The organism is Acidovorax sp. MR-S7, from assembly GCF_000400995.2.
In the GTDB taxonomy this organism is placed as follows: domain Bacteria; phylum Pseudomonadota; class Gammaproteobacteria; order Burkholderiales; family Burkholderiaceae_C; genus MR-S7.
This window is the reverse complement of the sequence record NZ_DF238964.1, coordinates 1-24,138: the sequence shown is the minus strand read 5'-3', so window position 1 is coordinate 24,138 and position 24,138 is coordinate 1. Positions and strand designations below refer to the sequence as shown.

Genomic DNA, 24,138 nt, shown 5'->3' with positions numbered 1-24,138 from the left:
ACAAAACACCTGATTGAAAGAATTCCAAAATGGCTATCGTAGAAGTCAAGGTTCCCCAGCTGTCCGAGTCCGTGGCCGAGGCCACGATGCTGCAATGGAAGAAGAAGGCCGGCGAGGCCGTCGCTGCCGATGAAATACTGATCGAGATCGAGACCGACAAGGTGGTGCTCGAAGTGCCCGCGCCGTCCGCCGGCGTGCTCGCCGAGATCGTGGTGGCCGATGGTGGCACGGTCACGTCGGACCAGCTCATCGCCAAGATCGACACCGAAGGCAAGGCCGGCGCCGCCGCGCCCGCACCTGCCGCGGCTCCGGCACCCGCTGCTGCTCCCGTGGCTGCACCTCCCGCCGCAGGCGGCAGCAAGGGCGACGTGGCCATGCCCGCCGCCGCCAAGCTGCTGGCCGACAACAACCTGTCCGTGGGCGCCGTGGCCGGCACCGGCAAGGACGGCCGTGTGACCAAGGGCGACGTGCTGGCCGCCGTGGCCGGCGGCGTGCAGTCCACCGCCTCCGTGATCCCCACGGGCGTGCCCACCAAGGCGCTGCCGCAGGTGGCGGCCCCTGCCTCCAAGGAAGAACTGGGTGACCGCCCCGAGCAGCGCGTGCCCATGAGCCGCCTGCGCGCTCGGGTGGCCGAGCGCCTGCTGCAGTCGCAGTCCACCAACGCCATCCTGACCACGTTCAACGAAGTGAACATGGCCCCGGTGATGGACCTGCGCAAGAAGTTCCAGGACGCGTTCACCAAGGAGCACGGCGTCAAGCTCGGCTTCATGTCCTTCTTCGTGAAGGCCGCCGTGCATGCGCTCAAGAAGTACCCGGTGCTCAATGCCTCGGTGGACGGAAACGACATCGTCTACCACGGCTACTTCGACATCGGCATCGCCGTCGGTTCGCCGCGCGGCCTGGTGGTGCCCATCCTGCGCAACGCCGACCAGATGAGCTTCGCCGACATCGAGAAGAAGATCGCCGAGTTCGGCAAGAAGGCGGCCGAAGGCAAGCTGGGCATCGAGGAGATGACCGGCGGCACGTTCTCCATCTCCAATGGCGGCACCTTCGGCTCGATGATGTCCACCCCCATCATCAACCCGCCGCAGTCGGCCATCCTGGGCGTGCACGCCACCAAGGACCGCGCCGTGGTCGAGAACGGCCAAGTGGTCGTGCGCCCGATGAACTACCTGGCCATGTCCTACGACCACCGCATCATCGACGGCCGCGAAGCCGTGCTGGGCCTGGTGGCGATGAAGGACGCGCTGGAAGACCCGTCGCGCCTGCTGTTCGACCTGTAACCCCTACAGGCCAAGGCACTGAAACCCACCTCGCGTGGGTTTTTTTCAAGATACCGAGAGACACTGAACCATGAGCAAGCAATTCGACGTCATCGTCATCGGCGCCGGCCCCGGCGGCTACATCGCGGCCATCCGTGCCGCGCAACTGGGCTTCAACGTGGCCTGCATCGACGAGTGGAAGAACGACAAGGGCGGCCCCGCGCCCGGCGGCACCTGCACCAACGTGGGCTGCATTCCCTCCAAGGCGCTGCTGCAGTCCAGCGAGCACTTCGAGCACGCCAACAAGCACTTCGCCGAACACGGCATCACCGCTAAGGACGTGAAGATCGACGTGGCCACGATGATCGGCCGCAAGGACACCGTCGTGAAGCAGAACAACGACGGCATCCTCTACCTGTTCAAGAAGAACAAGGTCACGTTCTTCCACGGCCGCGGCTCGTTCACCAAGGCGGTCGAGGGCGGCTACGAGATCAAGGTGGCGGGCGCCGCCGAGGAAACCCTGGTGGGCAAGCAGATCGTCGTCGCCACCGGTTCCAACGCACGTGCGCTGCCCGGCGTGGCGTTCGACGAGGAGAACATCCTCTCCAACGACGGCGCACTGCGCATCGGCGCCGTGCCCAAGAAGCTGGGCCTGATCGGCTCCGGCGTGATCGGCCTGGAGATGGGTTCCGTCTGGCGCCGACTGGGCGCCGAGGTGACGGTGCTCGAAGGCCTGCCCACGTTCCTGGGCGCGGTCGACGAACAGATCGCCAAGGAAGCCAAGAAGGCCTTCGACAAGCAGGGCCTGAAGGTCGAGCTGGGCGTGAAGGTCGGCGAGATCAAGAACGGCAAGAAGGGCGTCAGCGTGGCCTACACCAACGCCAAGGGCGAGGCGCAGACGCTGGAGGTGGACAAGCTCATCGTCTCCATCGGCCGCGTGCCCAACACCACGGGCCTGAATGCCGAGGCCGTGGGCCTGCAGCTCGACGAGCGCGGCGCCATCGCGGTCGATGGCGATTGCAAGACCAACCTGCCCGGCGTGTGGGCCGTGGGCGACGTGGTGCGCGGCCCCATGCTCGCGCACAAGGCCGAGGAAGAGGGCGTGGCCGTGGCCGAGCGCATCGCGGGCCAGCACGGGCACGTGAACTTCAACACCATCCCCTGGGTCATCTACACCAGCCCCGAGATCGCCTGGGTAGGCCGCACCGAGCAGCAGCTCAAGCAGGACGGCGTGAAGTACAAGGCCGGCACCTTCCCGTTCCTGGCCAATGGCCGCGCGCGCGCGCTGGGCGACACCACGGGCATGGTGAAGATGCTGGCCGACGCGGCCACGGACGAGATCCTGGGCGTGCACATCGTCGGCCCCATGGCCAGCGAGCTGATCGCCGAGGCCGTCGTGGCCATGGAGTTCAAGGCGTCGAGCGAGGACATCGCCCGCATCTGCCACGCACACCCGTCGCTGTCGGAAGCCACCAAGGAAGCGGCCCTGGCCGTGGACAAGCGCACGCTGAACTTCTAAATTTCAGTAGCCAAAATGGCTGCCAGCGCTTGTGGGACAAGCGCTGGCAGCTATTGTTTTTGAAGCACAAGGAGCAAGCCGGTGGACGTCAGGCAGGCATACGAGGCCGAACTGGCCGCCAAGGGATTCAAGAGCGATCCGGCGCAGCTACGCGCCGTCGATGCCCTGGAGCGCTGCGCACAGGAGTGGGGCGAGTACAAGCAGCGCCGCTCCAACGCCTTGAAGAAGCTCATCAACCGTCCGCAGGTGCCGCGCGGCGTCTACATGTACGGCGGCGTGGGGCGCGGCAAGAGCTTCCTGATGGACTGCTTCTTCAACGCCGTGCCGCTGCGGCGCAAGGTGCGCCTGCATTTCCACGAATTCATGCGCGAGGTGCACCGGGAACTGGCGGCCCTGCAGGGCACGCAGAACCCGCTGGACGTGCTGGGCGCGCGCATTGCCAAGCGCTACAAGCTGATCTGCTTCGACGAATTCCACGTCGCGGACATCACAGACGCGATGATCCTGCACCGGCTGCTGGCGGCGCTGTTCGACAACGGCGTGGGCTTCGTCACCACCTCCAACTTCAAGCCAGACGAACTCTACCCCGGCGGCCTGCACCGCGACCGCATCCTGCCTGCGATCGACCTGCTCAACGCGCGCATGGACGTGGTGAACGTGGACAACGGCACCGACTACCGCCGCCGCGCGCTGGAGAACGCCAAGCTCTACCACTCGCCGCTCAGCCCGCAGGCCGAGGAGGCCATGCGGGAGACCTTCGAGCAGCTGGCGGAAGTCAGGGACGAAAACCCCGTGCTGCACATCGAGGCGCGCGAGATCCGCGCCCTGCGCCGCGCGGGCGGGGTGGTGTGGTTCGATTTCCGCGAGCTGTGCATGGGGCCGCGCTCGCAGAACGACTACCTGGAGATCGCCTCGCAGTTCCACACCGTGCTGCTGTCGAACGTGCCCTACATGCCCGTGAACATGGCCTCTCCCGCCCGCCGCTTCACCTGGCTGGTGGACGTGCTCTACGATAGGCGTGTGAAGCTCATCATCTCCGCCGCCGTGCCGCCCGAACAGCTCTACACGGAAGGCCCGCTCGCGCACGAATTCCCGCGTACGGTGTCCCGCCTCAACGAGATGCAGTCCAAGGAATTCCTGGCATTGGAACGCCGTGTCGTCGACACGGGTCTGACCTGAGAAGGTGTGAACGAAACCGCCATGACCGCCTTGCTGCTCCGCTCCCTCTCCGCCGCGCTGCTCGGCTGCGCCGTGGCGGCCCTCGCCCATGCGCAGTCCGCCCCGGGGGCCGAGGCCCAAGCCCAGGCCCGGCGGGACGCCCTGCGCGCCCAGATCCAGAGCGAGCGCCGCGCCATCGATGCGCGGCGCCTGCAGCAGGAGGGCGCCTGCTACCGCCAGTTCGCCGTGGAGGACTGCCTGCGCGGCGCCCGCGCCCGCGCCCGCACGGCCGACGACGCGCTGCGCCAGCGCGAACTGCAGATCAATGACGAGGAGCGCCGCGAGAAGGCCGGGCAGCGCCTGAAGGACATCGAGGACAAGCAGCGGGAGCAGCAGGAACGGCTGCAGGCCGGCGAGCGACCGGCGCCCATGCAGGGCGCGCCCCGCACGGACGCACAGGCCCGCGAGCGCGCGCAGCGTGAGCAGGACGCGCGCGAACGCGCACGGCAGCAGCAGCAGCGCGAAGCCGGGCATGCGGCGCAGCAGGAGCGGCGCAACGCGGCGCAGCAGCAGCGCATCGACGAATCGCGCAGCCGCTACGAAACCAAGCAGCAGAAGGCCCTGGAGCGGCGCGAGAAGCACGAGCGCCAGCGCGCCGAAGCCGCTGCTGCGGGCAAGGCGCCTGCGGCGCCCCTGCCGCCCGCGTCCGCGAACTAGGGCCTGTTCACCTAAAAATCGGCGGGGCAACCCGCAGGGAAGGATGAACAGGCGCTAGGCGGGCTGCGCGAGGCGCGCCTTCTTTTCTTCCACCAGCGTCTCGATCTTCACGATCACCAGCGACAGGTTGTCGCCGCCGCCGCGAGCGCGCGAGCGCGCCTTGTCGATGAGGAACTCGGTGGCTTCGCGTGGCGTGAGGGTGTCCAGGACGGACGCCAGTTCGGAAGGGGAGAAGTAGTGCCACACCCCGTCGCTGCAGGCCAGCAGCACGTCGCCGGGCTGCAGCTGGGGGATCAGGTGGGCGGTAACGGGCGGGTCGCTTTCCGTGCCCAGACAGCCCACGAGGATGTTGGAGTGCGGGTGGGTATTGGCCTCGACCTCGGTGATCTCGCCGCGCTCCACCAGCGCCTGCACATAGGAATGGTCGCTGGTGCGGGTCATCAGCCGGGCACCCTGGAAGTGGTAGATGCGCGAATCGCCGGCATGCACCCAGTGGCAGTCGCCCCGCGGGTTGATCACGAAGGCGGCGATGGTGCTGTGCGGCTCCTGCTCGGCCGAGATCGCGGTGAGCCGGATCACGATGTGGGCCTCTTCCACGATGTGCTTGAGCAGCGCCGCCGCGTCGTCGGTCTCGGGCGAGTAGCGCTCGAACAGCTGCCGCGCCGTCAACATGACCTGGTCGGAGGCCTTGCGCCCGCCGCTGCGCCCGCCCATGCCGTCGGCCACGACGCCCAGCACGCAGCCGTTGAAGCGCGGGTGGGACAGCAGGGCCACTTGGTCTTGCTGGTACTCGCGGTCACCCTTGTGGATGCCGGTGGAGGCAATGAGGCGGAACGCTTTGGTCATGGGCTGGGATTGTGCCGTTCGGCCGCCGCCGCGGGGCGCGGAAGAAGGCGAGGCAAGGGGGCTTATTATCGAGCGAGCCGCGCCACTCTCCCGTTTTCGCCTCCCATCGTTCCTATCGCACCACGCCGTGCCGCCGACCCCGCCCGTTTCCCACGCCGGCGCCTTCCCGTCTGTCGACCACGCCTTCGCGGCAGAAGGCCCGCTGGCGCGCGCCTTGCCCCGCTTCCGCCCGCGCGAGGGGCAGGAGGCGATGGCGCGCGCCGTGGCCCAGGCCATCGCCCGGCGCGAACGGCTGGTGGTCGAGGCCGGCACCGGCGTGGGCAAGACCTTCGCCTACCTGGTGCCGGCGTTGCTGAGCGGGGAGAAGGTGCTGGTGTCGACGGCCACCAAGGCCCTGCAGGACCAGCTCTATACCCACGACCTGCCGCTGCTGCTGCAGGCGCTGGCACTGCCGCTGCGGGCCGCGCTGCTCAAGGGACGGTCGAGCTACCTGTGCCGCCACCGCCTGGAGCATGCGCGGCAGGACGGCGGCGTGCTGGCGCCCGCCGCGCTGCGCGAGCTGGCACGCATCGAAGCATGGGCGCAGGCCACGCGCACCGGCGACCTGGCGGAGCTGCCGGAACTGGACGAGCACTCCCGCGTGGTGGCGCTCGTGACATCCACGCGGGACAACTGCCTGGGCCAGGGCTGCACCCGCTTCCCGCAGTGCCATGTCGCCAAGGCGCGCCAGGAGGCCCTGGCGGCCGACGTCGTGGTGCTCAACCACCATCTTTTCTTCGCCGACCTGGCCGTGCGCGAATCGGGCATGGCCGAGCTGCTGCCCGATGCCGGCGTGGTCGTCTTCGACGAGGCGCACCGGCTGGCGGATACGGCCCTGCAGTTCCTCGGCACGCAGCTGAGGACCGGCCAGCTACTGGACTTCAGCCATGACCTGGCCGCGGCGGGGCAGCGCTGGGCGGGTGGAATGGCGCCTTGGCCCTGGCTGGGCGAAACGCTGCGCCTGGCCGTGCGCCGGTGGTGCCACACGGCTGCAGGGCAGGCCGGTGCATGGGGAGGCGCGGACGTGCCGCCCCGCCGCGTGGGGTGGGCCCGCCTGGCCCCCGAAGGCGTGTCCCCGCAGGCCTGGAGCGCGGCGCTGCAGGACATGGTGGCTGTCCTGCGGCAGGCATTGGCGGCGCTGGATGCGGTGGCCTCCCTGTCTCCTGTCCTGGCCCGCCTGCACGGGCGGGCCGTGCTGCTGCTGGAGGCGCTCGCGGTGTTCGACGGCGAAGGCACGCGCGATGCCGTGCGCTGGATGGAGGCGGGCACTCAATTGCTGCTGGGCGCGTTCCCGCTCGGCGTGGCGCCCGCGCTGCAGGCGCTGTGGCAGGGGCCTGCGGCCGACGCGGGCGCCTGGGACGAGGACGAGCCGGAGCGCGCGCAGGGCGGGCGCGCCTGGATATTCACCTCGGCCACGCTCGGGGACGACCCCGAGCTGCGCTGGTTCACCCAGGCCTGCGGGCTGGAGGGCGCGCGCACGCTGCGCATCGACGGACCGTTCGACTATGCGCGCCAGGCGGCGCTGTATGTGCCCATGCATCTGCCGCTGCCCGCCGATCCCGCGCACAGCGAACGCCTTGCGCAGTGGGTGGCGCAGGCGGTGCGGCGCCTGGGCGGCCGCACCCTGGTGCTCACAACCAGCCTGCGCGCGCTGGAGGCGGTGGCGGGCGTCCTGCGCGAGGAGTTTCCGCCGGAAAGCGGCGTGGACGTGCTGGCTCAGGGGCAGGCGCCGAAGCGCCAGCTCCTGGCACGCTTTCGCCGCGCGCAACAGGGCGCGGGGCCCGGCTGCGTGCTGGTCGGGGCCGCCTCGTTCTGGGAAGGGGTCGATATTCCGGGCGAGGCGCTGCAGCTCGTGGTGATCGACAAGCTGCCGTTCCCCGCACCGGGCGACCCTTGGGTGGAGGCGCGCGTCGAGCAACTGGAGCAGGGCGGGCGCAACGCCTTCCGCGACCATGCCTTGCCCGCTGCGGCCGTGGCGCTCAAGCAGGGCGCCGGCCGCCTGGTGCGGCACGAGACGGATGCGGGCGTGCTGGTGGTGGCCGACCGGAGGCTGATGACCCAGGGCTACGGCAAGCGGCTGATGCGGGCGCTGCCCCCTATGGCCGTGCTGGCAACGGAGGAGGCCTTCGAGACGGCGCTGGATGCGTTGCGGGAGGATAAAGGCTTTACAAGCCTTTTAGGCCCCTAGCGCCTGCCAGTCAAGCGCAGGCAGCTATCATTTTTGCGATTACCAGAACTTCCACCATGGGTCGCTCTTGGAGCGGAAGCCGCTCTGCAGCATGGTGCCTTGCGGGTAGGACGCTTCCAGCACGCGGCGTGCGTCGTCGCGCAGCTGCGGCATGCCCAGTGCATCGTAGGAGCGCACGAGGATGTACAGGGCCTCTTCGGTGGCCGGCACGTCCTTGTAGTCGGCGATGGCGCTCTGCGCGCGGCTGACGGCGGCCACGTAGGCGCCGCGCTCGTAGTAGTAGCGGGCCACGTGCACCTCGTACTGCGCGAGCGAGTTCACGATGTAGGTCATGCGCTGGCGTGCGTCCTGCGCGTAGCGCGAGTCCGGGAAGCGCGTCACCAGCTCGCGGAAGGATTCGAACGAATCCTTGGCGGCCTTCTGGTCGCGCTCGGACAGGTCCTGGCGCGACAGCCATGAGAACAGGCCCAGGTTGTCGTTGAAGTTCACCAGCCCTTTGAGGTACAGCGCGTAGTCATAGGCCGGGCTGGACGGGTGCAGCTTCATGAAGCGGTCCAGCGTGGCGACGGCCTGGGCCTTTTCCCCGCCCTTGTACTGGGCATAGGCTTTCTCGAGCTGCGCCTGCTGGGCCAGCGGGGTGCCGGCGGCGCGTCCCTCGAGCTTTTCCAGCAGCGGCACGGCCTTGTCGTAGGCGCCGCCGCTCAGCTCGTCGCGCGCCTCGGAATAAATCTTCGCGGGGCTCCAGCCCGCGGTCTTGTCCTCGGGCGTGCTGGAGCAGGCGGCCAGGAGGCTGGCGGCCAGCAGGGCGGAGATCAACGGCAGGGGTGTACGCGGCATGGCAGCGGGTCTCGGTCAAAAAAGGGCTGAACGCCGCATTGTATGTAAGCCATCCCGCCCAGGCCGGCGGAGCGGCCTCGCGTTCCTACAATGCCGGCATGTTTGTCCATTTGCGCCTGCACACCGAATTCTCCGTGGTCGACGGAACCACCCGCATCGACGAAGTCGTCAAGGCAGCGGCCCGCGACGGCCAGCCCGCCCTGGCCATCACCGACCTGAACAACCTGTTCGGCGCCATCAAGTTCTACAAGGAAGGCCGGGGCAAGGGCGTCAAGCCCATCCTGGGGGCGGAGGTGTACGTGGTGGCGGAGGCGGGCGCACCGCCCGCGCGCATGCTGCTGCTGGTGCAGAGCCGCCAGGGCTACCTCAACCTATGCGAGCTGCTGGCGCGCGCCTGGACGCGCAACGTGGTCAAGAACCTGCCCGTGTGCACCGCCGAATGGCTGCGCGAGCTGGGCGAAGGGTTGATCGCCCTTTCCGGCGCGCAGGCCGGGCCCGTGGGCCAGGCGCTTGTCAAGGGGAACGACGCAGCGGCCGCCGAACAGGCGCTGGCGTTCGCCGGCATGTTTCCGCACCGCTTTTACATCGAGATTCAACGCGCGGGCCGCGCCGACGACGAGGCGCACGTCGCCGCGGCAGTGCAGCTCGCGGCGCGGCTGCAGCTGCCCGTGGTGGCCACGCACCCCGTGCAGTTCGCCACGGAGGACGACTACGAATCCCACGAGGCGCGCGTCTGCATTGCCGAAGGCGAGATACTGGGCAACGCGCGCCGCGTTCGCCGCTTCACGCGCGAGCAGTATTTCAAGAGCAGCGCCGAGATGGAGGCGCTGTTCGCCGATGTGCCTTCGGCCGTCGCCAATACCCTGGAGATCGCCAAGCGCTGCAACCTGACGCTGGTGCTGGGCAAGCCGCGCCTGCCGGATTTCCCCACGCCGGGCGGAATACCCATTGAGGAGTATTTCCGCTTGGCCTCCCAGGAAGGGCTGGAGGAGCGACTGGTGCACCTGTTCCCCAGCGAGGCGGAGCGTGAAAAGCAGCGCCCGCGCTACCAGGAGCGGCTGGAGTTCGAGCTGGGCACCATCCTCAAGATGGGCTTTCCGGGCTACTTCCTCATCGTGGGCGACTTCATCCAGTGGGCCAAGAACAACGGCTGCCCCGTGGGGCCGGGCCGGGGGTCGGGCGCGGGCTCGCTCGTCGCCTATGCGCTCAAGATCACCGACCTGGACCCGCTGCAGTACAACCTGCTGTTCGAGCGCTTCCTGAACCCGGAGCGGGTGTCGATGCCCGACTTCGATATCGACTTCTGCCAGGGCAACCGCGACCGGGTGATCGACTACGTGAAGGACAAGTACGGCAAGGACGCCGTGAGCCAGATCGCCACCTTCGGCACCATGGCCGCCAAGGCCGCCATCCGCGACGTGGGCCGCGTGATGGACATGAGCTACACCTTCTGCGACGGCATCTCCAAGCTCGTGCCCGGCAAGCCGGGCCAGACCTACACGCTGGCCTACCCGCCCGAGCCCAAGAAGGAGGGCGACAAGAACAACTACGCGCTGGAGCTGGAGCCCATGCTCTACGAGCGCGTGCGCAAGGAAGAGGACGTCAAGACCATCATCGAGATGGCGCAGAAGCTCGAAGGCATGACGCGCAACATCGGCATGCACGCCGGCGGCGTGCTGATCGCGCCGGGCAAGCTCACTGACTTCTGCCCGCTCTACCAGCAGCCCGGCAGCGAATCGGCCGTGAGCCAGTACGACAAGGACGACGTGGAGGCCATCGGCCTCGTGAAGTTCGACTTTCTGGGCCTGGCCACGCTCACCATCCTGGAGATCGCGCGCGACTTCATCCGCGCGCGGCACAAGGGACAGGAGAACTTCGCGTTCGAGAACGTGCCGCTGGACGATGCGCCCACCTACCGCCTGTTCTCCGACGGCAAAACCGAGGCCGTGTTCCAGTTCGAATCGCGCGGCATGCAGGGCATGCTCAAGGAAGCGCGCCCGAGCCGACTGGAAGACCTGATCGCCCTGAACGCGCTCTACCGCCCGGGGCCGATGGACCTGATCCCCACCTTCGTGAACCGCAAGCACGGCAAGGAGCCGGTGGAATACCCGCACCCGCTGGTGGAGCCGGTGCTGGCCGAGACCTACGGCATCATGGTCTACCAGGAGCAGGTGATGCAGACGGCCCAGGTGCTGGGCGGCTACTCGCTCGGCGGCGCCGACATGCTGCGCCGCGCGATGGGCAAGAAAAAGGCCGAGGAGATGGCCGAGCACCGTGCCATCTTCCGCAAGGGCGCGGCGGAGAAGGGCATCGACCAGGACAAGGCCGACGAGGTCTTCGACCTGATGGAGAAGTTCGCGGGCTACGGCTTCAACAAGTCGCACGCCGCCGCTTATTCGCTGCTGGCCTACCACACGGGCTGGCTCAAGGTGCACTACACGGCCGAGTTCTACTGCGCGAACATGACCGTGGAAATGGACGACACCGACAAGCTCAAGGTGCTCTACGAGGATGCGGTCAAGCACTTCGGCATCACCTTTGAGCCACCGGACGTCAACCGCGGCAACTACCGCTTCGAGCCGGTGACCGACAAGGTCATCCGCTACGGCCTGGGCGCCGTCAAGGGCACGGGCCAGCAGGCCATCGAGGCCATCATCGCCGCGCGCGAAGGCAAGGGCGTGGGCCCGCGCGGCGACACGAAGGGGCCGTTCACCAGCCTGTTCGACTTCTGCGTGCGCGTGGACCGCGCGCGCATCAACAAGCGCACGGTGGAAGCGCTGATCAAGGCGGGGGCGTTCGACGCGCTGCACCTGAACCGCGCAGCGCTCGCCGCCTCGATCGACCTGGCGTTCGACTTTGCGGCAGCGCAGCTCGCCAATGCCAACCAGGGCGGCCTGTTCGACATGATGGGCGACGACGCCGTGGGCTCCAGCACCCAGGAGCCCCCGTTGGCCGATGCCACGCCCTGGGGCATCAAGGAGCGGCTGACGCAGGAAAAGACCGCCGTGGGCTTCTACCTTTCGGGCCACCTGTTCGACGAGGTGGCGCAGGAGGTGCGCCGCTTCGTGCGCACGCCCATCGACGAGCTGGCGGACAGCCGCGAGACGCAGGTGATCGCCGGCATCGTGAGCGACTGCCGCGTCATCAGCGGCCAGCGCGGCAAGCTGGCGCTGTTCAAGCTGGACGACAAGTCGGCCGTGATCGAGGCGTCGGCGGAGGAGGGCGTCTTGCAGGCCAGCGGCGGCGCGCTCAAGGACGACGAATTCGTGGTCGTCAGCGGGCGGCTGCAGCTCGACCACTTCAGCGGCGGCCTGCGCGTGAAGGTGCAGCAGGTATGGGACCTGGCCGCCGCGCGGGCGCGCTTCGGGCGCTACCTGCTGGTGGGCATGGGCGGGGCCGCCAAGCCCGACGCGGCCCGGCCCGATGTGGAAGGCATCGTGCGGGAGTTTCCCCCCCGCCGGGAGGAAACCGAGCACGGCGAGGTGCTGGCCCACGGGCTGCGCGTGCGCATGGGCGTGCTGTGCAAGGCGCCCGCAGGGCAGGACGGCGCGGCGACGGTGGAGCTGCAGCTGGGCGAGGCCAGCCGCTTCTTCCCCAGCGACGCGGCCCTGGCCGCCTGGGGTGCCCAGGTGGGCAGCGGCAACGTGAGCGTGGTGTACGAGACTGCTTGAAACGCTGGATGGTCCAGCGCTTGAAAAGAGCCGCCTCGGCACCAACTGCGCAAGGATCGCACCGAGGCGCGGCTCGCTAGAATGAAATTCATGGCAACCAAACCCCCTTCGCCCCCGCCCGCGCCCCGCACCCCCTCCAGGGACGAGGGCGGCTCGGTCGTACTCGAGCGGCGTACGCAAAAGACGCAGCCGCCGCAGATGTACCAGGTGGTCATGCTCAACGACGACTACACGCCCATGGAGTTCGTGGTCGTCGTGCTGCAGGAGTTCTTCAACAAGGACCGCGAGGCCGCCACGCAGATCATGCTGAAGATCCACCTGGACGGCAAAGGCGTCTGCGGCGTCTATACGCGCGACGTGGCGGCCACCAAGGTGGAACAGGTGCTGGACGCTGCGCACAAGGCGGGCCACCCGCTGCAATGCATCAGTGAGCCTGTTGAATAAAAGGCTTTTGCACCCGATCTACAGTCATCCCTTATACGCAAGCAACAAAGGAGTTCTCACATGATTGCCCAGGAACTGGAAGTCAGCTTGCACATGGCCTTCGTCGAGGCCCGTCAGCAGCGCCACGAATTCATCACCGTGGAACACCTGCTGCTTGCATTGCTCGATAACCCCAGCGCAGCCGAGGTGCTGCGCGCATGCGCGGCCAACATCGATGATCTGCGCGCATCGCTGACCAATTTCATCAAGGACAACACGCCGCAGGTGGCGGGTTCGGACGAAGTGGACACCCAGCCCACGCTGGGTTTCCAGCGCGTGATCCAGCGCGCCATCATGCACGTGCAGTCCACCGGCAACGGCAAGAAGGAAGTCACGGGCGCCAACGTGCTCGTGGCCATCTTCGGCGAGAAGGATTCGCACGCCGTCTACTACCTGCACCAGCAGGGCGTCACGCGCCTGGACGTGGTGAACTACATCGCCCACGGCATCAAGAAGGGCGAGCCGCCCGAGCCCGCCAAGGCAGAGGGCCAGGCAGAGGCCGAGGAAGGCGCGCAGGGCGAGCGCAGCGAGAAGGCTTCGCCGCTGGAGCAGTACACGCTGAACCTCAACCAGGCAGCCAAGGACGGCAAGATCGACCCGCTGATCGGCCGCAACTACGAGGTCGAGCGCACCATCCAGATCCTGTGCCGCCGCCGCAAAAACAACCCGCTGCTCGTGGGCGAGGCCGGCGTGGGCAAGACCGCCATCGCCGAGGGCCTGGCCTGGCGCATCACGCAGAGCGACGTACCCGAGATTCTGGCCGAGGCCACCGTGTACTCGCTGGACATGGGTGCGCTGCTCGCGGGCACCAAGTACCGGGGCGACTTCGAGCAGCGCCTCAAGGGCGTGCTCAAGAACCTCAAGGACAAGCCCAACGCCATCCTGTTCATCGACGAGATCCACACGCTGATCGGCGCGGGCGCTGCTTCGGGCGGCACGCTGGACGCATCCAACCTGCTCAAGCCGGCGCTCTCCAGCGGCCAGCTCAAGTGCATTGGCGCGACCACGTTCACCGAGTACCGCGGCATCTTCGAGAAGGACGCGGCGCTGTCGCGGCGCTTCCAGAAGGTGGATGTGGTCGAGCCCACGGTGCAGGAGACCGTGGACATCCTCAAGGGCCTCAAGAGCCGCTTCGAGGAGCACCACAACGTCAAGTACGCGGCCGCCGCGCTGCAGGCCGCCGCCGAGCTGTCGGCCAAGTACATCAACGACCGCCACCTGCCCGACAAGGCCATCGACGTGATCGACGAGGCCGGCGCGGCGCAGCGCATCCTCACGCCCAGCAAGCGCAAGAAGACCATTGGCAAGACCGAGATCGAGGAAATCGTGGCCAAGATCGCGCGCATCCCGCCGGCGAACGTGAGCAACGACGACCGCGGCAAGCTGCAGACGCTGGAGCGCGACCTCAAGAGCGTGGTGTTCGGCCAGGACAAGGCGCTGGAGGTGCTCGCCTCCGCCGTGAAGATGGCCCGCTCGGGCCTGGGCAAGGCGGACAAGCCGATCGGCTCGTTCCTCTTCTCCGGTCCCACCGGCGTCGGCAAGACCGAGGCCGCCAAGCAGCTCGCCTACATCATGGGCGTGGACCTGATCCGCTTCGACATGTCGGAGTACATGGAGCGCCACGCCGTGAGCCGCCTGATCGGCGCGCCCCCGGGCTACGTGGGCTTCGACCAGGGCGGCCTCCTGACCGAGGCCATCACGAAGAAACCGCACGCCGTGCTGCTGCTCGACGAGATCGAGAAGGCGCACCCGGATATCTTCAACGTGCTGCTGCAGGTCATGGACCATGGCACGCTGACGGACAACAACGGGCGCAAGGCCGACTTCCGCAATGTCATCCTCATCATGACGACGAACGCGGGCGCCGAGACCATGAACAAGGCGGCCATCGGGTTCACCAACCCGCGGCAGGCGGGCGACGAGATGGGCGACATCAAGCGCCTGTTCACGCCGGAGTTCCGCAACCGCCTGGACGCCATCGTGAGCTTCAAGCCGCTGGACGAGCAGATCATCCTGCGCGTGGTGGACAAGTTCCTGCTGCAGCTGGAGACCCAGCTCGCCGAGAAGAAGGTCGAGGTCACGTTCACCGACCAGCTGCGCAAGCACCTGGCCAAGAAGGGCTTCGATCCGCTCATGGGCGCACGCCCGATGCAGCGCCTGATCCAGGACATGATCCGCAAGGCGCTGGCCGACGAGCTGCTGTTCGGCCGCCTGACCGAAGGCGGGCGCCTGTCGGTGGACATCGAGCACAAGGCGGACGACAAGGGCGCCGAGACTTCCGAGGTGCTGCTGGACATCCAGCCGCTGCCCAAGAAGGAGCGCGGCGCCAAGTCGGAGCCGGCCGAGCCCGAGGAAGCCACGGCGGACTGACGCACGGCGGCCTTCCCCACCAGAAAACCCGCAGCGCCTGCTGCGGGTTTTTTGCTTTCAGGTGCTTTGGCGCACGATCAGCTCGTAGTCCAGCTCCACGCACGCCGGGCCGGGCAGGGTGCCGCGCATCAGGCCCAGGAGCATGTCGGCGCCGGCGCGGCCGACCTCGCTGCGCGGGGTGCGGATGGTGGTCAGCGGCGGCACCATCTGGTCGCTGCCGGCCAGGTCGTTGAATCCGGCGATGGCGATGCGCCCCGGCACCGCCAGGCCCAGGCGGTTGGCCGCCAGCAGGCCGCCCTGGGCAATGTCGTCGTTGCAGAAGAAGACGGCATCCATGTCCGGCATGCGCTGCAGCATCTCCTCGAACAGGCGCGCGCCCAGCGCGATGGACGAACGCTCGGGGCTCAGCATTTCCAGGCGCGGGTCGTACAGGCCCGCCGCGTGCAGCGCCTGGCGGTAGCCCTCGGCGCGCTGCATCACGCGCGGGTCGAGCTGCGCGGCGCAGAAGGCGACGCGCCGGCGGCCGCGCTCCAGCAGATGGCGCGTGATGGTGGCACCGGCCTCCACCTGCGAAAAGCCCACGCAGGCCACGCCGGGCGCGTGGCTGGTTTCCATCAGGTGCACGCAAGGCACCCCGCTGCGCACGATGAGCTGGCGCGCGGCCTCGCTGCGGTCGAAACCCGTCACCAGCAGGCCGGCGGGGCGGTGGGGCAGGTAGGTGCGCAGCAGCAGTTCTTCCTCCGCGCCGTCGTAGTGCGTCACGCCGATCAGCGGCTGGTAACCCTCGGGGAACAGCGTGCGGTGCACGGCCTCCAGCAGGTCCACGAACAGCGCGTTGGACAGCAGCGGCACCAGCACCAGCACCTGGGTGCTGCGCTGCGAGGCCAGCGCCCGGGCGGCCGGATCGGGCACGTAGCCCAGGCGCTCGGCGGCTTCGTGCACGCGCCGGGCCAGCTCGGGATCGACGCTGCGCTCGCCGCGCAGCGCGCGCGAGGCGGTGATGGGGCTGACGCCCGCGGCGCCGGCCACGTCGTTCAGGGTGGTGCGGCCGCTGGAGCGGCGGGAGCGGCGGGTCACGGTCACAGGGTAAATCCGGAGTGTATGCCTGTGATTGTTACTTAAGATAGCGCTACCTTTCACCGGGTTTTCGCGGATCACAGTCTTTTCATCAGCTATAGACCTTCAGAACACTGCTCTGCGGGGCCTTTCGAGGGGTGCAAGTACATGGCTGCGGCGTTGCCCCCTGGGGAGACGCCGCTTTTTTGAATCTTTATGGATAGCGCTATCTTGAAAACACCGCTTTCCGCCATCGTGGTCATGGGCGTCTCCGGTTGCGGCAAATCCAGCGTCGGTGCAGCGTGCGCCGACACCCTGGGCTGGACGCTGCACGAGGGCGATGCCTACCACGCGCCCGAGAGCATCGCCAAGATGCGCGCCGGCACGCCGCTCACCGACGCCGACCGCGCCGGCTGGCTGGACCGCCTGGCCGCGCTGCTGGCGCCCGCGCATGCGGGGCAGGGCGTGGTGCTGACCTGCTCGGCCCTGCGCCGCAGCTACCGCGACCGCCTGCGCGCGGCCCAGCCGGGCCTGGGCTTCGTCTTCCTGGAACTGGACTACGCACAGGCGCTGGCGCGCGTGCAGGCCCGCGCCGGGCATTTCTTTTCCCCGGCCCTGGTAGCCGACCAGTTCGCCACGCTGGAATACCCGGCGGGCGAGCCCCAGGTGCTGGCGCTGGACGCCACGCGCCCCGTGCAGCAACTGGTGCAGGAGACGGTCCGCTGGTTGCGGGCCCCGCTGGGCACCCTTTCCCCGACAGGAGCCAGCGCATGAGCGATTCTTCCCACGCACCGGCCGGCACGCGGCGCAAGCCGCTCGTGCAGCGGCTGGCCGAGCATTTCATGGTGCTGGCGCTCACCGGCATGGTGGCGGCGGTGTTCGTCAACGTGGTGCTGCGCTACGTGTTCAACACCAGCATCGTTTCCTACGAGGAAATCTCGCGCCTGCTCTTCGTGTGGCTGGTGGCCGTAGGCTCCATCGTCGCGGCCTGGGAGGGCAGCCACCTGGGCTTCGACATGCTGACCTCGCGCGTCGGCCCCAAGGCGCGCGCGGTGCTGTTCTGGGCCACGCAGGCGCTGGTGCTGCTGTGCATGGGCCTGCTGCTCTGGGGCTCGTGGGACCAGGTGGTCGCCGGGCTGGACAGCCGCAGCACGGTGCTGGGCTACCCGCTGGCCCTGGGCGCTGCCGCGACGCTGGTGCTGGCCGTGGGGCTGCTGGCAGTGCTGGTGCGCGACGCGCGGCGCGGCCCGCAGGCGCCGGTGCATGGCGATGCGCTCGACATCGAATAAGGAGCGCATCCCATGCTCGTGACCTTCATCTTCCTCTTCGTGCTGATCGGCGGCATGGTGATCGGCATGCCGATCGCCCACGCCCTGGTGCTCACCGGCGTGGCGCTGATGTGGCACCTGGATTTCTTCGATGCGCAACTGCTCGCGCAGAACCTGCAGGCGGGCTTCGACAACTTCCCGCTGCTGGCCGTGCCGTTCTTCATCCTGGCGGGCGAGCTGATGAACGCGGGCGGCCTCTCGCGCCGCATCATCGACCTGGCGGGCGCCTTCGTGGGCCATATCCGCGGCGGGCTGGGCTACGTGGCCATCGGCGCGGCCGTGCTGCTGGCGTCGATGAGCGGCTCGGCTATCGCCGACACCGCCGCGCTCGCCACCATCCTGCTGCCGATGATGCGCGACCAGAAATACCCCGACAGCTACGGCGCGGGCCTGCTGGCCTCGGGCGGCATCATCGCGCCCATCATCCCGCCGTCGATGCCGTTCGTGATCTACGGCGTGACGACCAACACCTCGATCAGCAAGCTGTTCCTCTCGGGCGTGGTGCCGGGGCTGATCATGGGCGTGTTCCTGATCTTCGCGTGGTGGTGGATCGCGCGCAAATACCAGCTCGCCAGCGGCAAGCGCGTGGGCTGGGGCGAGCGCATGAAGGCGCTGGTCTACAGCTTCTGGGCCATGATGATGCCGGTCATCATCCTGGGCGGCCTCAAGGGCGGCATCTTCACGCCGACCGAGGCGGCCGTGGTGGCGGCGGTCTACGCGCTGTTCGTCTCGATGGTCGTGTACCGCGAGATGAGCTGGGCCCGGCTCTACGCCGTGTTCCTGAACGCCGCCAAGACCACGGCGGTGGTCATGTTCCTGTGCGGCGCGGCCACCGTGACGGCCTACATGATTACGCTGGCCGACCTGCCCAACATGCTGGCCGAGACCTTCGCCGGCGTGCTCGGCAGCCCGATGCTGTTCATGGCGCTGATGATGCTGTTCCTGCTCGTCGTGGGCACCGCCATGGACCTGACGCCCACCATCCTGATCTTCGGCCCGGTGTGCGCACCGCTGGCCGTCAAGGCGGGCATCGACCCGGTGTACTTCGGCTTCATGTTCATCTACGTGGGCTGCATCGGCCTCATCACGCCGCCCGTGGGCACGGTGCAGAACGTGGTGGCCGGCGTGGGCCGGTTGCGCATGGAAACCGTCATCAAGGGCACCACGCCGTTCCTCATCGCCTACGTGCTGCTCGCGGTGCTGCTGGTCATCTTCCCGCAGATCGTGACCGCGCCGCTGAAGTGGATGCACTAGCAAAAAGATAGCTGCCAGCGCTTGCCAGTCAAGCGCTGGAGGCCAAAAATACTCTCAACCCCTTTCCCCTCACCATACAACCCAAGGAGATACCCATGCGATTCCAATTCGCTCTGGCTGGTGCGCTGGCCGCACTGGTGGCCGCAGGCGCCGTGCAAGCCCAGGACTTCAAGCCGCGCATCGTGCGCTTCGGCCACGGCCTGGTCGACGACTCCAACCAGGGCCGCGCGGTGCGCTTCTTCGCCAAGGAGGTCGAGAAGGCCACCGGCGGCAAGATGAAGGTGCGCGCCATCGGCAACGCCTCGCTGGGCTCCGACATGCAGATGCAGCAGGCGCTGATCGGCGGCGCGCAGGAGATGATGGTCGGCTCCACCGCCACGCTGGTCGGCATCGCGCCGCAGATGGCGCTGTGGGACACGCCCTTCCTCATCAACAACACCAAGGAGGCCGACGCGCTGCTCGACGGCCCCGTGGGCGAGAAGGTCAAGGCTACGCTGGACGCCAAGGGCATCGTGGGCCTGGTGTATTGGGAGAACGGCTTTCGCAACCTCACCAACAACAAGCACCCCGTCGCCAAGCTGGAGGACATGAACGGCATCAAGCTGCGCGTGATGCAGAACAACGTCTTCCTCGACAGCTTCAAGGCCCTGGGCGCCAACGCCGTGCCGCTGCCGTATTCCGAGCTGTTCACCGCCATGGAAACCCGCGCCGTGGACGGGCAGGAGAACCCGTACAACACGGTGCTCTCCGGCAAGTTCTACGAGGTGCAGAAGTACCTCACCGTGACCAACCACGTCTACAGCCCCTGGATGGTCTCGGTCAGCAAGAAGTGGTGGGACACGCTCACCCCGGCCGAGAAGAAGGTGCTGCAGGACGCCGCCATCAAGAGCCGCGACTTCGAGCGCAAGGACACGCGCGACGAGGCCGCCAAGGCGCTGGCCGAGCTCAAGCAGAAGGGCATGCAGGTCAACGAACTCTCGCCCGCCGAGGCCAACCGCATGCGCGAGAAGCTCACCAGCGTGCACGCCTCCGTGGCCAGCGCCGTGGGCCAGGACCTGTGGAAGCAGACCCAGGACGAGCTGGCCAAGATCCGCGCCGCCAAATGAGCGCCGCCCGCATCGCCTGGGTGACCGGCGCGGGCACCGGCATCGGCCTGGCCGGCGCCGAGGCGCTGGCCGCCGACGGCTGGACGGTGGTGCTCTCCGGCAGGCGCGAGGACGTGCTGCAAGAAGCCTGCGCCGCCATCATGGCGCGTGGTGACCGGGCCGAGCCGCAGGCGCTCGACGTGGCCAGCAGCGCGGAGGCCGAGGAGGGCGCGCGCGCCATCCTCGCGCGCCACGGCCGCATCGACCTGCTGGTCAACGCCGCCGGCATCAACGTGCAGGCCCGCAGTTGGGCCGACTGCAGCGCGGTCGACTGGGACCGCGTGCTGGACATCAACCTCAAGGGCACCGTGCACACCATGCGCGCCGTGCTGCCCGCCATGCGCGCGGCGGGCGCGGGCACGGTGATCAACGTGGCCTCGTGGGCGGGGCGCTTCGTCTCGGCCATGCCGGGCGCGGCCTACACCACCAGCAAGACGGCCGTGGCCGCGCTCACGCACGAATTCAACGTGGAGCAGTTCCGCCACGGCCTGCGCGCGTGCTGCCTGCTGCCGGCCGAGGTGGCCACGCCCATCCTGCTGCAGCGGCCCGTGCCGCCGTCACCCGAGGACATGGCCCGCATGCTGCAGCCCGAGGACCTGGGGCGTACCATCGCCTTCGTGGCCTGCATGCCGGCGCACGTGTGCGTCAACGAGGTGCTGATCAGCCCCACCTGGAACCGCATGTTTCTCTGACAAAAAGCAGGAAGGAACGCCCCACGCATGACCCTCCACCCCACCGTCGAAACCGTCACGCGCCGCATCCGCGAGCGCAGCGCCGCCACGCGCGGCGCCTACCTGGAGCGCCTGGACGCCATGGCCCGCCGCCCGCGCGCCAGCCAGAGCATGGGCTGTGCCAACGTGGCCCACGCCTTCGCGGGCCTGCCCGCCAACGACAAGCTGCGCGTGGTGGCCGAACGCGCCCCCAACGTCGGCATCGTCACCGCCTACAACGACGTGCTCTCGGCCCACGCGCCGCTGGCGCGCTACCCCGACGTGCTCAAGGACGAGGCCCGCCGCCACGGCGCCACCGCGCAGGTGGCCGGCGGCGTGCCCGCCATGTGCGACGGCGTGACGCAGGGCGCGCCGGGCATGGAGCTGTCGCTCTTCAGCCGCGACGTGATCGCGCAGTCCACGGCCATCGCGCTGACGCACGACGTGTTCGACGCCGCCTTGATGCTCGGCGTGTGCGACAAGATCGTGCCCGGCCTGCTCATCGGCGCGCTGCATTTCGGCCACCTGCCCACGGTGTTCGTGCCCGCGGGGCCGATGACCTCGGGCCTGTCCAACAGCGCCAAGGCCAAGGTGCGCGAGCAGGCCGCGCAGGGCCTGGTGGGCCGCGCCGAGCTGCTCGACGCCGAGATGGCCGCCTACCACGGCCAGGGCACCTGCACCTTCTACGGCACGGCCAACAGCAACCAGATGCTGCTGGAGGCCATGGGCCTGCACGTGCCCGGCACGGCCTTCGTCAACCCCGGCGAGGTCGAGCGCGAACTGCTCACGCGCGAGGCGCTGCGCACCGTGCTCGGCAGCGCGCAAGGCCAGCGCTTCGCACCCATCGGCCGTGTGGTGGACGAGCGCTGCATCGTCAACGCCATGGCCGCGCTGCTGGCGACGGGCGGCTCCACCAACCACCTGATCCACTGGGTGGCCGTGGCGCGCGCGGCGGGCATCGTGATCGACTGGGACGACTTCTCGGCGCTCTCGGCCGTGGTGCCGCTGCTGGCGCGCGTCTACCCCAACGGCAACGCCGACGTGAACCAGTTCCAGGCCGCGGGCGGCCCCGGCTACGTGATCCGCGAACTGCTGGACGCGGGCCTGATGCACGGCGACGTGCTCACCGTGCGCCCCGGCGGCCTGCGCGAATACACGCGCATCCCGCGCGTGGAGCAGGGCGCCCTGGCCTGGCACGACGCCGGCGCCAGCGGCGACGACGCCGTGCTGCGCCCCGCCGCCGCGCCGTTCAGCGCCACGGGCGGGCTCAAGCTGCTCGCGGGCAACCTGGGCCGCGCCGTCATCAAGGTGAGCGCCGTGCCCGAAGACCGCCACGTGGTCGAGGCGCCCGCGCGCGTGTTCGCTTCGCAGGCCGAATTGCAGACCGCTTTCCACGCCGGTGAACTCGACCGCGACGTGGTCTGCGTGGTGCGCTGGCAGGGCCCGCAGGCCAACGGCATGCCCGAGCTGCACAAGCTCACGCCGCCGCTGGCCGTGCTGCAGGGCAAGGGCTTCAAGGTGGCCCTCGTGACCGACGGGCGCATGAGCGGCGCATCGGGCAAGGTGCCCGCCGCCATCCACGTCTCGCCCGAGGCGCACGCGGGCGGCCCGCTGGCGCGCGTGCGCGACGGCGACGTGATCCGCCTCGACGCCGTGGCCGGCACGCTGGAAGTGCTGGTCGATGCTGCCGAATGGCAGGCCCGCGTGCCCGACACGCTGCCTGCCGCTCAAGGCCTGGACAACGCCCACGGCCTGGGTCGTGAACTGTTCGCCGGATTCCGGCGCAACGCGCTCAGCGCGGAAGAGGGGGCCTGCACATGGCTGTGACTGCATTGACCGCGCAGGAAGTGATGCGCGACGCGCCGGTGATCCCGGTCATCGTTCTCCACGACGTGCGCCACGCCGTGCCCATGGCCCGCGCCCTCGTCGCGGGCGGCATCCGCATGCTGGAAGTCACGCTGCGCACGCCGCAGGCGCTGGACTGCATGCGAGCCATCGCATCGGAAGTGCCCGAGGCCGTGGTCGGCGCCGGCACCGTGCGCAGCCCCGCCGACGCCGAAGCCGCCGCCCGCGCGGGTGCACGCTTCGCCGTCAGCCCCGGCTTCACCCCCGCCGTGGGCCGCGCCTGCCGCGACCAGGGCCTGCCACTGCTGCCGGGCGTGGCCACGAGCGGCGAAATCATGATGGCGCAGGACGAAGGCTATGCCGCGCTGAAGTTCTTCCCCGCGCTGCAGGCGGGCGGCACGGCCATGCTCAAGGCGTGGAGCGGCCCGTTAGGCGACGTGGTGTTCTGCCCCACGGGCGGCATATCGCCGGGCAACGCGGCCGACTTCCTCGCGCTGCCCAACGTGGCCTGCGTGGGCGGCTCGTGGCTGGTGCCGGGCGATGCGCTGGCGCAGGGCGACTGGGCGCGCATCACGCAACTGGCGCGCGAGGCGGCCGCGCTGCGGGTTTAGAGGGAAAAGTGGCGCCAGCGCTTGCCTGTCAAGCGCTAGCAGCTATGAAAAGAGAAGCAACCCTCTCAGCCTTCCGGCGATCCCAGGTGCGAGATGAAGGGCGGGTTCTGCGCATACATCTCGGCGATCAGTTGCTTGACGGCCGCGATGTACCAGGAATCGTCGTTGAGCCGGTGGCTGAGGATGATGGGCGACGTGGCCCGCTCGTCGTCGATGAGCCGGTAGACCAGATCCGTGCGCAGCCGCGCGGCGGCGGGCACGATGCACACGCCCATCTCGGCGGCGACCAGGCCGAGCGCGGCCTGCAGCTCGCGCACCTCGTGGATGTCGGCGGGCTGGATGCCCTGGTCGTGCAGCAGGCCGAGGACGTGATCCGCGTAGCTCGGGCGTGGCTCCTTGGGATAGACGATCAGGCGCTGATCCGCCACCGCCTGCAGGTCGATGCGGCGGTGCTCGGCCGCCAGCGGCGAGGTGGGCGCCATCGCCAGCACCAGCCGCTCTTCGCTCAACACCGTGCGCGATACGGAGCTGTCGTTGGTGCGCAGGCGCCCGAAGCCCAGGTCGATGCGGCCGGACTTGAGCTCGTGGATCTGCTGGATCGAACCCAGCTCGACGAGGTGGACGTCGGTGTGCGGGTAGCGCTGGCGCAGCATGCGCACCATCACCGGCAGCCCGCCGTAGAGCGTGGAGGCGACATATCCGACCGAGATCGACTGCCGCTGGTTGCTCCCCACCTGCCGGGCCGCGTTCTTCATCTGCTCCACCCGGTGCAGCACCTGCAGCGCCTGCTCGTACACCACCCGGCCCGCCTCCGTCAGGCGCACCGGGCGGCTGTTGCGCTGGATGAGCTGCACGCCCAGCTCGTCCTCCAGTTGCTGGATCTGGCGGCTCAGCGGCGGCTGCGCGATGTGCATCTGCTCGGCGGCGCGGGTGAAGTTGCGGGTCGTGGCCACGGCCACGAAGTAACGCATCTGGCGCAGATCCATCAGGGAAAACCATATGACGTGGGAATTTATGGATTCTAAGGAAGGTCTGCACAACGCTCGTTGCGACGAGTGCTGATGCGCGAGTTTTCAGATGGCGGCAACTGCGGCGTGAT

19 protein-coding genes are annotated in these 24,138 nt (G+C 68.6%); 15 read left to right on the top strand and 4 right to left on the bottom strand.

The features are described from left to right. Nucleotides 1-29: 29 nt before the first annotated feature. The 4 genes from odhB (at nucleotide 30) to AVS7_RS18430 (ending at nucleotide 4,656) form a co-directional block, all read left to right on the top strand. Nucleotides 30-1,283, top strand: a complete 1,254-nt coding sequence (odhB, locus tag AVS7_RS18445) for a 2-oxoglutarate dehydrogenase complex dihydrolipoyllysine-residue succinyltransferase (protein WP_020229532.1) — start codon at nucleotides 30-32, stop codon at nucleotides 1,281-1,283. A 70-nt stretch (nucleotides 1,284-1,353) separates the two neighbouring features. After that, nucleotides 1,354-2,781 (top strand): dihydrolipoyl dehydrogenase, encoded by a 1,428-nt coding sequence (gene lpdA / locus AVS7_RS18440; RefSeq protein ID WP_020229531.1) that lies wholly within the window; start codon nucleotides 1,354-1,356, stop codon nucleotides 2,779-2,781. An 81-nt stretch (nucleotides 2,782-2,862) separates the two neighbouring features. Further along, the gene (zapE, locus tag AVS7_RS18435; RefSeq protein ID WP_020229530.1) at nucleotides 2,863-3,960 is read left to right on the top strand and encodes a cell division protein ZapE; all 1,098 of its coding nucleotides are present in this window, start codon (nucleotides 2,863-2,865) and stop codon (nucleotides 3,958-3,960) included. A 21-nt stretch (nucleotides 3,961-3,981) separates the two neighbouring features. Further along, nucleotides 3,982-4,656, top strand: a complete 675-nt coding sequence (locus AVS7_RS18430) for a hypothetical protein (protein ID WP_034691168.1) — start codon at nucleotides 3,982-3,984, stop codon at nucleotides 4,654-4,656. A 54-nt stretch (nucleotides 4,657-4,710) separates the two neighbouring features. Here the strand turns inward: AVS7_RS18430 and AVS7_RS18425 are convergent, their stop codons facing one another. Further along, nucleotides 4,711-5,502: a PP2C family serine/threonine-protein phosphatase gene (locus tag AVS7_RS18425; RefSeq protein WP_020229528.1), complete on the bottom strand. Its 792-nt coding sequence runs from the start codon at nucleotides 5,500-5,502 to the stop codon at nucleotides 4,711-4,713. Nucleotides 5,503-5,752: 250 nt separating this feature from the next. Here AVS7_RS18425 and AVS7_RS18420 point away from each other — a divergent pair, with 250 nt between their 5' ends. After that, the gene (locus AVS7_RS18420; protein ID WP_020229527.1) at nucleotides 5,753-7,729 is read left to right on the top strand and encodes a helicase C-terminal domain-containing protein; all 1,977 of its coding nucleotides are present in this window, start codon (nucleotides 5,753-5,755) and stop codon (nucleotides 7,727-7,729) included. A 39-nt stretch (nucleotides 7,730-7,768) separates the two neighbouring features. On the opposite strand, the gene AVS7_RS18415 is transcribed toward AVS7_RS18420, so the two are convergent. Then, entirely contained in the window at nucleotides 7,769-8,566 is a 798-nt protein-coding gene (locus AVS7_RS18415; protein ID WP_020229526.1) for an outer membrane protein assembly factor BamD, read from the bottom strand. A 98-nt stretch (nucleotides 8,567-8,664) separates the two neighbouring features. Here AVS7_RS18415 and dnaE point away from each other — a divergent pair, with 98 nt between their 5' ends. From dnaE to clpA, 3 genes are all read left to right on the top strand, one after another. After that, entirely contained in the window at nucleotides 8,665-12,237 is a 3,573-nt protein-coding gene (dnaE, locus tag AVS7_RS18410) for a DNA polymerase III subunit alpha (RefSeq protein ID WP_020229525.1), read from the top strand. A gap of 81 nt (nucleotides 12,238-12,318) precedes the next feature. Next, the gene (clpS, locus tag AVS7_RS18405) at nucleotides 12,319-12,681 is read left to right on the top strand and encodes an ATP-dependent Clp protease adapter ClpS (RefSeq protein WP_034691166.1); all 363 of its coding nucleotides are present in this window, start codon (nucleotides 12,319-12,321) and stop codon (nucleotides 12,679-12,681) included. A 60-nt stretch (nucleotides 12,682-12,741) separates the two neighbouring features. After that, a complete protein-coding gene (gene clpA / locus AVS7_RS18400; protein ID WP_020229523.1) occupies nucleotides 12,742-15,090 on the top strand; it encodes an ATP-dependent Clp protease ATP-binding subunit ClpA in 2,349 nt (782 codons plus the stop codon). Between the two features lie 57 nt (nucleotides 15,091-15,147). Here clpA and AVS7_RS18395 read toward each other — a convergent pair whose 3' ends face one another. Continuing rightward, nucleotides 15,148-16,173: a LacI family DNA-binding transcriptional regulator gene (locus tag AVS7_RS18395; RefSeq protein WP_020229522.1), complete on the bottom strand. Its 1,026-nt coding sequence runs from the start codon at nucleotides 16,171-16,173 to the stop codon at nucleotides 15,148-15,150. Between the two features lie 189 nt (nucleotides 16,174-16,362). Here AVS7_RS18395 and AVS7_RS18390 point away from each other — a divergent pair, with 189 nt between their 5' ends. The 7 genes from AVS7_RS18390 (at nucleotide 16,363) to eda (ending at nucleotide 23,039) form a co-directional block, all read left to right on the top strand. Then, nucleotides 16,363-16,920: a gluconokinase gene (locus AVS7_RS18390; RefSeq protein ID WP_024001822.1), complete on the top strand. Its 558-nt coding sequence runs from the start codon at nucleotides 16,363-16,365 to the stop codon at nucleotides 16,918-16,920. Further along, a complete protein-coding gene (locus AVS7_RS18385) occupies nucleotides 16,917-17,435 on the top strand; it encodes a TRAP transporter small permease (protein WP_020229520.1) in 519 nt (172 codons plus the stop codon). The genes AVS7_RS18390 and AVS7_RS18385 overlap by 4 nt, the downstream gene beginning before the upstream one ends. 12 nt (nucleotides 17,436-17,447) lie before the next feature. Further along, nucleotides 17,448-18,728 carry a TRAP transporter large permease gene (locus AVS7_RS18380; RefSeq protein WP_020229519.1) on the top strand — a complete coding sequence of 427 codons (1,281 nt, stop codon included), beginning with the start codon at nucleotides 17,448-17,450 and terminating at the stop codon, nucleotides 18,726-18,728. Nucleotides 18,729-18,823: 95 nt separating this feature from the next. Continuing rightward, on the top strand, nucleotides 18,824-19,834 hold the full coding sequence (locus AVS7_RS18375) for a TRAP transporter substrate-binding protein (RefSeq protein ID WP_020229518.1): 1,011 nt from the start codon (nucleotides 18,824-18,826) through the stop codon (nucleotides 19,832-19,834). After that, complete coding sequence (locus AVS7_RS18370; protein ID WP_020229517.1) at nucleotides 19,831-20,565, top strand: SDR family oxidoreductase; 735 nt, start codon at nucleotides 19,831-19,833, stop codon at nucleotides 20,563-20,565. The genes AVS7_RS18375 and AVS7_RS18370 overlap by 4 nt, the downstream gene beginning before the upstream one ends. A gap of 27 nt (nucleotides 20,566-20,592) precedes the next feature. Beyond that, nucleotides 20,593-22,410 (top strand): phosphogluconate dehydratase, encoded by a 1,818-nt coding sequence (gene edd / locus AVS7_RS18365; protein ID WP_020229516.1) that lies wholly within the window; start codon nucleotides 20,593-20,595, stop codon nucleotides 22,408-22,410. Beyond that, complete coding sequence (gene eda / locus AVS7_RS18360) at nucleotides 22,401-23,039, top strand: bifunctional 4-hydroxy-2-oxoglutarate aldolase/2-dehydro-3-deoxy-phosphogluconate aldolase (protein WP_024001820.1); 639 nt, start codon at nucleotides 22,401-22,403, stop codon at nucleotides 23,037-23,039. Before edd ends, eda begins: the two co-directional genes overlap by 10 nt. 65 nt (nucleotides 23,040-23,104) lie before the next feature. Here eda and AVS7_RS18355 read toward each other — a convergent pair whose 3' ends face one another. Beyond that, on the bottom strand, nucleotides 23,105-24,025 hold the full coding sequence (locus AVS7_RS18355) for a LysR family transcriptional regulator (protein ID WP_020229514.1): 921 nt from the start codon (nucleotides 24,023-24,025) through the stop codon (nucleotides 23,105-23,107). Between the last annotated feature and the right edge of the window lie 113 nt (nucleotides 24,026-24,138).